A 12,695-nucleotide genomic window follows, 5' to 3' on the forward strand; every position below is an offset into this window, starting at 1 on the left:
AAAAAGTGCAATGGCATATTTAAACCATTACACTTTTATCAAAAAATTATTTTAAAATGTCGATTACTTTCTTTACAGATTCAGCTGATTTATCTAATTGCTGCTTTTCTTCCTCTGTTAAATCCAGCTCAATCACTTCTTCAATCCCTTTGCCGCCAAGAACAGTCGGTACACCTAAGTAAATACCATCATAGCCGTATTCTCCTTCTAAATAAGCAATGGATGGTAATACCCGGCGCTGGTCCTTTAATATTGCTTCTGCCATTACGGTTAAAGAAGCAGCCGGCGCATAGTAAGCACTTCCGTTTCCTAACAGATTTACAATTTCACCGCCGCCAGTCCGGGTTCTTTGTACAATCTCTTGTAACCGATCTTTCGAAATCAGCTTTTCAAGCGGGATACCGCCTGCATAAGAATAACGAATAAGCGGGACCATGTCATCACCGTGGCCGCCTAAAACAAAACCGGTAATATCTTTCACGGAAATATTCAATTCTTCCGCTACAAAGGCTCTAAAACGGGCTGTGTCCAGCACTCCGGATTGTCCGATAACACGTTCTTTAGGAAGCCCGGAAGCTTTATACACACTGTAAGTCATCGCATCTACCGGATTGGTCAGCACAATAATCGTTGCATCCGCTGAATACGTAACGATTTCCTTTGTAATCGTATTCATTATTTTGGCATTTGTATTAACCAGATCATCTCTGGACATTCCCGGTTTCCGTGCAATTCCTGCAGTGATGATAACTAAGTCAGAATCCTTTGTTTCTGCATAATCAGACGTGCCCGTCACTTTTGCATCAAAACCTTGAACCGGTGCTGCTTCTGCCATATCCAGCGCTTTACCCTTTGTCGGATTCTCCATATCCGGGATATCAACAAGAACAACATCACCTAATTCCTTTTGTGCAACCATTAATGCTGTCGTTGCTCCCGTAAAGCCAGAACCAATAACGGAAATCTTTTTTCTTGCAGAACTCATTGTTATTTCCCTCCCCTGATCGCATTTAAGATACATGTATTTAAAGAAAATGCTTGCAGCACCGATACTTCCCGTTACCACAAACATTTTCTTTTGTTTAGGTCAGGTCAGTTATACTGCCCTTCCTATATTTACACTTTTTTATTTTGGTGCTTATGCTTCCATATTCTTGATCAGTTCATCAGCAAACTCAGAGCATTTCACTTCAGTTGCGCCATCCATTAGACGGGCAAAGTCATAAGTTACAACTTTAGAACCAATTGTTTTATCCATTGATTTTGTAATCAAATCAGCTGCTTCTCTCCACTCTAAATGCTCTAGCATTAATACAGCAGATAAAATAACAGAAGATGGATTTACTTTATCTAAACCTGCGTATTTTGGTGCAGTACCATGCGTTGCTTCAAAAATAGCATGTCCTGTATCATAGTTGATGTTTGCTCCCGGAGCAATACCGATACCGCCTACTTGTGCAGCAAGTGCATCGGAAATGTAGTCACCGTTTAAGTTCATTGTTGCAACAACATCAAACTCTTTTGGACGAGTAAGGATTTGTTGTAAGAAGATATCTGCAATCGAATCTTTTACTAGAAGTTTACCAGCAGCTAATGCATCTTCTTCTGCTTTATTCGCAGCTTCTTTGCCTTCTGCTTCTACAATGCGGTCATATTCAGCCCAAGTGAACACTTTATCACCGAATTCCTGCTCAGCAACTTCATAACCCCAGTTTTTGAAAGCTCCTTCAGTAAATTTCATAATGTTACCTTTATGTACTAAAGTAACATTTTTGCGTCCTTCGGTTAATGCATAGTTAATTGCTGCACGGACAATACGTTTTGTTCCTTCTTCCGATACTGGTTTCACACCGATACCTGAAGTTTCAGGGAAACGTACATTTTTTACGTCCATTTCATTTTTCAGGAAGTCAAGCACTTTCTTCACATCGTCAGTGCCTTCCTGCCACTCAATACCCGCATAAATATCTTCTGTATTTTCACGGAAAATAACCATGTCTACATCTTCCGGGCGTTTTACCGGAGATGGAACACCTTCAAAGTAACGTACTGGACGCAGGCAGGTAAATAAATCTAATTCCTGGCGCAAAGCAACGTTAAGAGAGCGAATCCCGCCGCCGATTGGTGTAGTTAAAGGTCCTTTGATTGCAATTTTATATTCATTGATTTTATCTAACGTATCCTGCGGCAGCCATTCACCTGTTTTATCAAATGCTTTTTGGCCGGCATATACTTCTAACCAATCAATTCCTTTTTCTCCATTGTAAGCTTTTTCAACAGACGCTTCGATTACTCGGCGAGCAGCAGCCCAAATGTCTGGACCAGTTCCGTCCCCTTCAATAAATGGAATAATTGGTTTGTTTGGTACATTCATTTCGCCATTTTCTACTACAATTTTTTCACCTTGTGTCATAGATAAAACCTCCTATTAATGATTCCTAATCTATTCTACTACATTTTAACGATATTATCCTCTTTGTTCAATAGATACATATTCTTGTAAATCCGGGCCATTATATTCAGCACGCGGACGAATTAACCGGTTGTCTGCATACTGCTCTAAAATATGCGCTATCCAGCCGGAAGTTCTGCTTACTGCGAAAATTGGTGTAAATAAATCCTCTTCAATTCCCAGGCTGTGATAAACCGATGCACTGTAAAAATCGACATTTGCAGGAAGTCCTTTATGCTCTTTCACATAATCTTCAATAGCAATGGACATATTATACCATTTTTCCTGACCTGTCAGTTTGGTAAGCTGTTTGGACATATCTCTCAAGAATTTAGCTCTCGGATCTCCATCACGATACACACGGTGGCCCATGCCCATAATTTTTTCTTTGTTTTCCAGCTTCTCCTTAATATAAGGAATAGCATTTTCTTCTTCGCCGATTTCCAGAAGCATCTTCATTACATTTTCATTTGCACCGCCGTGCAATGGTCCCTTTAGGGCTCCAATCGCTGCTACAAGTCCAGAGTAAATATCTGAAAGGGTTGCTACACAAACCCGTGCTGTAAACGTAGATGCATTTAATTCATGATCAGCATGGAGCACGAGTGCTTTATTGATTGCTTCCACTTCAATATCTTCCGGCTCTTTTCCGTTCAGCATATATAAGAAATTGGCAGAATAGCTTAGGTTTTCTTTTGGCTGAACCGGGTCTTTTCCGTCACGAATCCTTGCAAACGCAGCTACAACAGCAGCGATTTTTGCCTGGATACGAACAGCTTTTCTTTTATTTGCTTCTTCGTCCATGACATCAGCTTCTTCATCGTAAATCCCCAACAATGAAACCGCTGTCCGAAGAGCTGCCATTGGATGCACACTGTTCAAATCATAGGAACGCAAATGATTAACAATAGCATCTGAAATGCTCATATTCTTTGCTAAATCAGTCTTTAACGCATCTAATTCTGATTGAGTCGGCAGCTTTTGATTCCAAAGTAAATAAATAATTTCTTCGAAGCTGGAATTTTCAGCTAAATCATCAATTTTATAACCCACATAGGATAATTGATCATCTATGATCGAACTAATTGCTGATTGTGTTGCGACAATATTTTCTAATCCTTTTTTTGATGTTGACATATTACCTCTCCCTTTCCAGTTAATCAAAGTATTAGATATTCATTTCAAATAAAATAATACAAGGGTGACAAACTTTTTTGATTGTTTAAATCTATGTAGGAATAAAATTGAGCAATTACCATACATTCACTTCGTATCATTCAGGTGATGGAACGCGCGCTTCGCGGACAATTTAAACGTGGCACCAAAGTCTTTTAACCATTACGTATCAATGAATTTATTATTCTACTTTTAAACAAACACAGAAATACTTTATCTTTCAATTTGTACCCTTCAGCTTGATTATAGCAATATTTATTATCTGCCCATCTTTCATTATAAATGATAAAAAGCAGAATGTGAATTGAAACCGTTTAAATTATGTTAAATAACTGTTAGATTCCTCCTTTTCCTGCTGGCGTTTTACTAATTATCCATGATGCAAATACCTTATTACTTCTACTTTGCCGCTTTATATCATAGATTAAATTAGGTCTTTTTTCTGGAGGAAATATGATGCAATCAAAAATCCTTGGACAACTTATCCGTTCCTTTATTGTTATCAGCACTTTATGCAGCAGTCTTTTTCTATTCTATATATTATTTCCTTATATCTACCCTATTCTGATAGCGTTCCTGCTTTCTTTACTCTTCCAGCCGCTGATCAGATGGTTTGTAAACACACTTAAAATGCCTAGGCTGCTTGCTTTAATCAGCACATTCAGTCTTTTTCTCAGTTTATTCACGATTGCTCTATACTTTTTAATAAGCGAAGTTTATCAAGGTGTCAGCTATTTATCGGACAGGCTTCCTGCTTATTTCCGGCATATAATGGAACAGTTTCAGCAGTTATTAGATATGCACATCCTGCCATTATACGATAAATTGCTTTCTCTGCTGACGACGCTGCATGTTGATTATCGTTTGGAAGTCTATGAGTATATTGATTCCTTCACAGATTCGATGACGTCTGCTTTTACTCATTTCTTTCAAATACTGATGCAGCAGACCGCAAATTTTCTAATCATCCTGCCAAATTCTTTTACTGTTCTTGTTTTTATTATACTGGCAACTTTTATGATCAGCTATGACTTCCAAAATATTCAAAACCACATCCATGACATGATGCCTTCTAATTGGTACACGCTTTATCAAAAAATAGTCTCTCATTTAAAAGAAGCTGTGATTGGTTACTTTAAAGCACAGGTAATACTGGTTTGCATTTCTGCGGTTATTTTGTGGATTGGTATGCTCATCCTTCGTGTGGAGCATGCATTTACCATTGTATTGTTTGCTGCAATCGCAGACTTTATTCCTTATTTAGGGATTGGCATTATTATAATACCTTGGATTCTGTTTAGCTTTTTAACCTTTAATTATCCCTTAACAATTGGTTTATCTGTGCTGTACGGCCTGATTATTATTATCAGACAGTTTATAGAGCCTAAAATCGTGGCAACTTCCATTGGCATCTCGCCTTTAATGATGCTGATCGGGATGTTTTTAGGCGTCCAATGGTTTGGTGTTCTGGGATTAATCTTTGCCCCGGTCAGTTTAGTTGTAATGCTCGCTATCAAAAAATCTGGGGTGTTTCAGCAATTATTTTTTTATATTAAAGGGTGATTCCTGGTAAACTGTGTTCAAAAAGGGGGCTAAATTAGAAGCAAAAAGAGAAAAGCGCTTATCGTTTGGACCCCTTTTGAACTCTCTACCAGCGGCGATAAATAATTGTATTTCTCCCCATTAACTGCATAGCGATTTTCTTAAGCTGATTTTTAAATTGATTTCTTGTCCAGGGTATTAATAATAGTAATCCTGCAATATCTAAAACAAAGCCCGGGATAATCAAAAGGAATGCTCCAAGCATGGTTGCCAGGCCATCAAGAAGTTCTTCTGTCGGAGGGGCCCCTCTTTGTAATTGCAGCTGCGCACGTCTGAATACTTCCATTCCCTGATATCTGGCCAGAAAAATCCCTAATATAGCTGTTGCAATAATTAATCCGACTACCCATAGCACACCTATAAGCTGGCTTAGCCATAGAAATACTCCAATTTCGATTGCCGGGATAATGATAAATGCCAGAAGAAGGTATTTATTTCTCATTGTTAACATCCTTTCTATCGTGCAGCTATACTTTTGGAATGTATAAACAGAACCTCCGAATACAATCGGAGGTTCTGTCTGCTTGCTTTCCTATTATAATACACCTGCGTGACCTGCGTAAACTTGTCCGCGGCTGCTGTCTACTGTAATATCCTGACCGTCTTCCAACAGATCAAAGACATTTTCTACACCTACAATAACAGGGATTCCAAGGCTGACACCAACTACGGCAGCATGCGAAGTCAAACCGCCTTCTTCTGTGATAACGGCAGCAGCTTTTTCAATTGCCGGCATCATTTCTTTTTCCGTAGCATGTGTTACAAGGATATCTCCCTCATTCATACGGGTCAATGCTTCTTCATTGTTTTTAGCAAAGACAACATGTCCGTATGCTTTACTTCTGCCGATACCTTGTCCTTTTGCAACTACGTCTCCAATGACATGAACTTTCATCAGATTTGTTGTACCTTTTTCTCCGGCTGGTACTCCTGCAACAACAAGGACTGTTTCTCCACGTTTACATACGCCCGCTTCAAGCCCTTGTTTTACAGATACTTCCAGCATTTCATCTGTAGATTTTGTCGGAGTTCCCATTACTGCATGAACACCCCACACAAGAGAAAGCTGACGATTTACGACTTCATCCACGGTTACAGCAATAATCGTTGCTTTCGGACGATATTTAGAAACCATGCGGGCTGTCGAGCCGCTTTCTGTCGGTGTAATAATTGTGCCGATACCTAAGTTATATGCCGTATGAGAAACAGATTGCGTAATCGCTTCTCTGATCTCCATATCTACATTTTTAGAACGTTCTTCTAAAATTACTTTATGATTTAATGCAGATTCTGCTTTTAATGCAATATTACTCATGGTTTGAACAGATTCCACCGGATAATTTCCAGCTGCTGTTTCACCAGAAAGCATGATAGCGTCTGTACCATCAAAAATAGCATTTGCAACGTCAGAAGCCTCTGCGCGGGTCGGACGAGGATTGCGCTGCATGGAATCTAACATTTGTGTCGCTGTAATAACTGGTTTTCCAGCTGTATTACATTGCGTAATAAGTTTTTTCTGAACTAGGGGCACATCTTCTGCAGGTATTTCGACACCTAAGTCTCCACGGGCAACCATTAAACCGTCACTTACTTCCAGAATGCTGTTAATATTGTCTACGCCTTCCTGGTTTTCAATTTTAGGGATAATTTTAATATGCTCTGCCTGATGCTGCTCCAGTACTTCTTTGATTTCCAATACATCTGAAGGACGGCGTACAAAGGATGCTGCAATAAAGTCTACACCTTGCTCCACTCCAAAAATGATATCATTGGTATCCTTTTCTGTAATTCCTGGAAGATTAACAGATACGTTCGGAACGTTAACTCCTTTTTTGTTTTTGATTTCTCCAGAGTTCAACGCTACCGTTACAATTTCTCCGCTTTCTTGCTTGATTTCTTTTACTTCTAATTCAATCAAACCATCATCAAGAAGGATCTTAGATCCTGCATGAACATCATTGATTAATCCATCATACGTAATGGAGAATCGCTCTGCAGTACCTTCTACATCATTCATGGAAACAATTACTTCATTCCCTTGAACAATATCTGCTCTTCCTTCTTTAAAATTACCTGTGCGAATCTCAGGACCTTTTGTATCCAGAAGAATCGCTACCGTTTTATTTTTCCGGGCAGCTGCTTCACGAATATTTTTGATTCGTGCACCATGCTCGTCAAAGTCTCCATGGGAGAAGTTTAATCTGGCTACATTCATTCCTGCATCGATTAACTGCTCTAATTTTTCAACCGATTCTGATGCCGGCCCTATCGTACAAACAATTTTTGTATTTCTCATTATTATTTCCTCCTTCAATTCAATACCAATCTTTCTTTAAATAGACAATTCTTTAGATAACTGGAACATTTCATTATCAATATGATGCTTCAATTTTAAAATGTCATCAATATCATTATCGACAATTTTATTGTTTTGAATCCCGACCATACGACCGCCTTTATTATTTAAGAGCAATTCTACAGCCGCAGCACCCAGACGGCTTGCTAATACCCTGTCTTGGCCAGTTGGAGAACCGCCTCTTTGAATATGTCCTAATACAGTTACCCTTGTTTCCAGGTCAGTAGTCTCTTCAATTTGTTTCCCTACATCAAACCCATTGCCGACGCCTTCTGCAAGCAGGATAATACTGTGCTTTTTCCCGCGTTTATGCCCGCGGTTTAACCGGTCAACGATTTGAGAGAATTCATCGTTTTGTTCAGGGATAAGGATACTTTCAGCTCCAACGGATAAGCCAGCCCATAATGCTAAATCTCCTGCATTGCGGCCCATTACTTCTATGACGTATGTACGCTCATGGGAAGTAGCCGTATCACGAACCTTATCCACAGCGTCTATGATTGTATTAAGAGATGTATCAAAACCAATTGTGAAATCCGTTCCTGCAATATCATTATCAATTGTTCCCGGTACACCGATACAAGGAATTCCCTTTGCAGTCAGTTTTTGTGCTCCTTTAAAACTGCCGTCGCCGCCAATTACGATTAACCCTTCAATTCCAGCTTTCTTCAGTTGTTCGACTGCTTTTTGCTGACCTTCATCGGTTTTAAATTCTTCACTTCTAGCTGAAAATAAAATCGTCCCGCCGCGATGAATAATATCACCTACAGAACCAAGATGCATTTTTTCAAAATTACCATCCATTAAACCCTGATAGCCATTTTTGACTCCAAACACTTCCATGTCATGATAGATTGCTTTTCTCACAACTGCTCTGATTGCAGCATTCATGCCGGGAGCATCTCCACCACTAGTCAAAACACCAATTTTTTTCATTTATTTTCCCACCTTATAGTTAAAATATTGCAATGTCCAACTTATTTTAAATATATTCAAGTGCTGGTTTCTAACATACTGCCTGTTTCCCAAACAACAAGCCAGCTCCGCTCTGTTGTACTAGTTTGTCCAATTCCCTCTATTACATTTTTAAAACACCTGAACATATCCTTACATAAATAAAAGATAAAGAAAATCATCTGAGACTGCAATGATAAACCAAAATCATTAAAGGCTTGGTTTCTTATCTTTCGTCCACTACATTCTCTATTTTACATGATTCTTTCATTATAATCCAAACTAAAATAAAGGCTGACATTCATTCTCAGCCTTTATAAACAATTATATCGTTTGAAATGAACCTATCTTTTTATATTTTTGCCATCTTTCTTCAACTATATCCTCTGGTGACAATGCTTTCAGCTCGTTCAGTGATTTTTCTAGTACTTGATCAATAAGACCGGCTTGTGTATCAATATCTCGATGGGCGCCGCCTTTTGGTTCAGGAATCATTTCATCAATAACACCTAATTTTTTTAAATCTGGAGCTGTAATCTGCATCGTTTCAGCGGCACGCTGTGCTTCTCCTGCATCTTTCCATAGAATCGCAGCTGCACCTTCCGGAGAAATAACAGAATATGTAGCATTCTCCAGCATATGCACATGATTTCCAACACCGATACCCAGCGCGCCTCCGCTGCCGCCTTCTCCTATCACAATACACACAATGGGAACCGTTAAACCGGCCATCTCCATTAAATTTTTGGCGATAGCTTCACTTTGTCCTCTTTCTTCCGCAGCTTTTCCAGGGTATGCCCCTTTCGTATCGATAAAGGTAATAATAGGGCGGTTAAATTTTTCGGCCTGCTTCATATGGCGTAAGGCTTTTCTGTAACCTTCCGGATGCGGCATGCCAAAATTACGTTTAATATTTTCTTTCGTATCTTTCCCCCGCTGGTGTCCGATCACTGTCACCGGCTGCTTTTTATAATAAGCAATTCCAGAAACGATTGCTTCATCCTCACCAAATAAGCGGTCTCCATGAAATTCAATAAAATCTTCAAATAATCTATCGACATAGTCCAGCGTAGTCGGCCGTTCAGGATGTCTGGCCATCTGCACACGATTCCATGGTTTCAGGTTGCCATAAATATCCTCTTCCAGCTTTGCTAAACGTTCTTCCAGATTATTGATTTCATCTCTTAAATCAATATCACTATTCTCTGTAAAAGATTTCAGTTCCTTAATCTTTTCTTTCAAATTCACAATCGGCTTTTCAAATTCTAATATTGGCGCCATTTTTGATTACCTCCCATCCGTGTGCATACAAAGAAGCTTTCCAAGCGTTGTTTTCATATCATGACGGTGAATAACCTTGTCTACTTGGCCATGCTCTAATTGAAATTCAGCTGTTTGAAAATCATTTGGAAGCTTTTCCCGGATTGTCTGTTCAATAATTCTCCGCCCGGCAAAACCAATAAGCGCCCCCGGTTCTGCAAAATTATAATCTCCAATAGATGCAAAGCTTGCAGATACACCGCCAGTAGTCGGATGAGTCATCACGGAGATCATTAAATTGCCGCTGTCTCTAAATCGTTTCACAGCAAAGGATGTTTTTGCCATCTGCATTAAGCTTAAAAGCCCTTCTTGCATACGAGCTCCGCCAGATGCTGTAAATATAATGAAAGGAATCGACTCTTTTCTGGCATTTTCAATCGCTCTAGTTATTTTTTCACCTATGGCAGAGCCCATACTTCCCATACGAAAATTGGAATCCATGACAGCAAATGCAACCTGATTTCCATCAATTGCACCTGTTCCAGTAACAATTCCTTCGTTCAGACCTGTTTTTTGACGATCCTTCTTAATCTTCGTCTCATAATCAGGAAAATCAAGCGGGTTAGCAGAGGTCAAGCCCGCATCCCATTCTGTAAATGTTCCTTCGTCAAATAAACTCTCAATTCTTGTCCATGCTGTCATCGGATGGTGATATCCGCAATTTGGACAAACATATAAAGACTTAACTATCTCTTTTCGATAATAGATTTGCTTACAATTATCACACTTCTGCATTAACCCCTCTGGAACATCTACTTTTGCTTTCTCGCTCGGGATTGATGCATACTTCTTACGCTTGCCGAAAAAATCTTTAAGTGGCAAGTTTATCCCCCCTTTTTCTGCTGCCAGGTTAATTGTATATAAAATATATAATAAATAAATTGCATCTATTAACCAGCATTCAAATAGAGCTTTCAGGTAAGAACGTTTTTCCTATCTTACCATTGTAAACTATTTTCCCAAGTTATAGTAGTGCGTTTTAAAACGGATGATAAAAAAATGAAGCTGGTATATTTTTCAGGTTAATGCGACCGCTTCGGACGAGTTATGGCGAGGTGAGTAATCGCAATCCCCTAAACGCAGGTAAAAAAGTTCGCTTTTTTCTCTGCGGCCGCCTCATTGAAAACATTTGTAATCACTCGTCCCATTATAAACCTTTGGCAACTTTTGAACACATACTTAATCGTTCTTTTACAGAAATCAAATAGAAACCCAACAAATAGATTACCACCTGATTGCAAGTCGCGCAATCAGATTGTCATTATAAATGCATCATTATATATTAAATAAACGGAGATAAAAGCTTTCTGATAACCTTATTTCAAGCCTTCTTCCGGATGATTCAACAAACAGATTAAAAAATAATTTAATTTAGACAGGATAGCTAATATCTCATTTTAAGTTTTTATTTTTTCACATAAAATACCCCTAAAACACTTTGAATAAAAATAAAAATGTCTCAGGGGATATTTACAGTGTCAAATTATTTATTGATTTCCTTTGTCAGACGTCTTGTCTTCTCTGCTACTTCTTCCGGATCTACCTGGATGCGGGCAACTCCGGATTTCATTGCTGCTTCCGCCACGTGCTTAGCTACAAGCGGAGCAACTCGCCCGTCAAAAGGAGAAGGAATTACATAGTCTTCATTCAACTCTCTGTCTTCTATTAAAGAAGCAATCCCCTCTGCAGCAGCTATTTTCATTTCTTCATTAATACGCGTTGCTCTGACATCCAAAGCTCCCCGGAATATCCCTGGAAAAGCAAGCACATTATTAACTTGGTTCGCAAAGTCGGAGCGGCCGGTGCCGATTACTTTTGCTCCAGCTGCTTTTGCCTCCTCAGGCAGGATTTCCGGATCCGGGTTCGCCATTGCAAAAATAATTGCATCTTCATTCATTTTTTCAACCATTTCTTTTGTTAAAGCGCCACCTACTGAAACACCGATAAATACATCTGCACCTTCTAATACATCTTCCAGACTTCCTTCTATCTTTTGCGCATTGGTATATTTGGCAACCATTTCTTTTACGTTGTTCATCCCTTTAGGACGTCCTTCATAAATTGCACCGCGAGAATCGCACATAATCATGTCATGAACGCCCAGACTCTTCAAGAGGCGGATAATTGCGATCCCAGCTGCACCGGCTCCATTTGCTACGACTTTGATATTAGAAAAATCTTTATTTACCAGTTTTAAAGCATTCATCAGGCCTGCCACTGTAACAATTGCCGTGCCATGCTGGTCATCATGAAAAATGGGAATATTGGTTTCACTTTTTAACCGATCTTCTATAATAAAGCAGTTAGGTGCTGCAATATCTTCCAAATTCACCCCGCCAAAGGTCGGCTCCATCAATTTAACAGTCTCTACAATTTTATCGACATCTTGTGTATCCAAGCAGATTGGAAAAGCATCCACGCCTGCAAATCCTTTGAATAATACTGCTTTTCCTTCCATCACAGGTAAAGAAGCTTCTGCACCAATGTTACCAAGTCCTAAAACGGCAGAACCGTCGCTTACGACCGCAACCATGTTTCCTTTCATCGTATAATCATAGACGGTTTCTTTTCGTTCATAGATTTCTTTACAAGGCTCTGCTACACCAGGAGAATAAGCCAAGCTTAAATCCTCTTTATTCTTTACCGGCACCTTGGCCTTCACTTCCAGCTTCCCTTGCTTTTGTTCGTGTAAATGTAACGCTTCGTCTCGTAGGTTTGCCATTGAATTCCGCTCCTTTGAATACAGTAAGTAATATGTATAATTATTGCGCTTACATATTAGGTCAAGCCATTTTTATCCCCTTTATTATAACAGATGGTAAGCTTGTGTAAAGT

10 protein-coding genes are annotated in these 12,695 nt (G+C 39.3%); 1 reads left to right on the forward strand and 9 read right to left on the reverse strand.

From position 1 onward, the window contains the following. Positions 1–46: 46 nt before the first annotated feature. From mdh to citZ, 3 genes are all read right to left on the reverse strand, one after another. Positions 47–985 (reverse strand): malate dehydrogenase, encoded by a 939-nt coding sequence (gene mdh / locus MKY65_RS16130; protein WP_339178522.1) that lies wholly within the window; start codon positions 983–985, stop codon positions 47–49. A 153-nt stretch (positions 986–1,138) separates the two neighbouring features. Continuing rightward, positions 1,139–2,413 (reverse strand): NADP-dependent isocitrate dehydrogenase, encoded by a 1,275-nt coding sequence (gene icd / locus MKY65_RS16135; protein ID WP_042535339.1) that lies wholly within the window; start codon positions 2,411–2,413, stop codon positions 1,139–1,141. Positions 2,414–2,467: 54 nt separating this feature from the next. Then, positions 2,468–3,589: a citrate synthase gene (gene citZ, locus MKY65_RS16140; protein ID WP_339178524.1), complete on the reverse strand. Its 1,122-nt coding sequence runs from the start codon at positions 3,587–3,589 to the stop codon at positions 2,468–2,470. A 492-nt stretch (positions 3,590–4,081) separates the two neighbouring features. Between citZ and ytvI the strand changes: the two genes are divergently transcribed. Then, positions 4,082–5,191, forward strand: a complete 1,110-nt coding sequence (gene ytvI, locus MKY65_RS16145; protein WP_339178526.1) for a sporulation integral membrane protein YtvI — start codon at positions 4,082–4,084, stop codon at positions 5,189–5,191. Positions 5,192–5,276: 85 nt separating this feature from the next. Here the strand turns inward: ytvI and MKY65_RS16150 are convergent, their stop codons facing one another. From MKY65_RS16150 to MKY65_RS16175, 6 genes are all read right to left on the reverse strand, one after another. Beyond that, the gene (locus MKY65_RS16150; protein WP_339178528.1) at positions 5,277–5,672 is read right to left on the reverse strand and encodes an FxsA family protein; all 396 of its coding nucleotides are present in this window, start codon (positions 5,670–5,672) and stop codon (positions 5,277–5,279) included. A 93-nt stretch (positions 5,673–5,765) separates the two neighbouring features. Continuing rightward, positions 5,766–7,526: a pyruvate kinase gene (pyk, locus tag MKY65_RS16155; protein WP_339178529.1), complete on the reverse strand. Its 1,761-nt coding sequence runs from the start codon at positions 7,524–7,526 to the stop codon at positions 5,766–5,768. Positions 7,527–7,562: 36 nt separating this feature from the next. After that, entirely contained in the window at positions 7,563–8,522 is a 960-nt protein-coding gene (gene pfkA / locus MKY65_RS16160) for a 6-phosphofructokinase (RefSeq protein ID WP_339178531.1), read from the reverse strand. Positions 8,523–8,864: 342 nt separating this feature from the next. Further along, positions 8,865–9,821 carry an acetyl-CoA carboxylase carboxyl transferase subunit alpha gene (gene accA, locus MKY65_RS16165; protein WP_339178534.1) on the reverse strand — a complete coding sequence of 319 codons (957 nt, stop codon included), beginning with the start codon at positions 9,819–9,821 and terminating at the stop codon, positions 8,865–8,867. Between the two features lie 6 nt (positions 9,822–9,827). Beyond that, entirely contained in the window at positions 9,828–10,682 is an 855-nt protein-coding gene (gene accD / locus MKY65_RS16170) for an acetyl-CoA carboxylase, carboxyltransferase subunit beta (RefSeq protein ID WP_339178537.1), read from the reverse strand. A gap of 661 nt (positions 10,683–11,343) precedes the next feature. Beyond that, positions 11,344–12,582 carry a malic enzyme-like NAD(P)-binding protein gene (locus MKY65_RS16175; protein ID WP_339178540.1) on the reverse strand — a complete coding sequence of 413 codons (1,239 nt, stop codon included), beginning with the start codon at positions 12,580–12,582 and terminating at the stop codon, positions 11,344–11,346. Positions 12,583–12,695: the final 113 nt, after the last annotated feature.

Source organism: Oceanobacillus sp. FSL W7-1293, assembly GCF_037969815.1.
Lineage (GTDB): Bacteria > Bacillota > Bacilli > Bacillales > Amphibacillaceae > Oceanobacillus > Oceanobacillus oncorhynchi.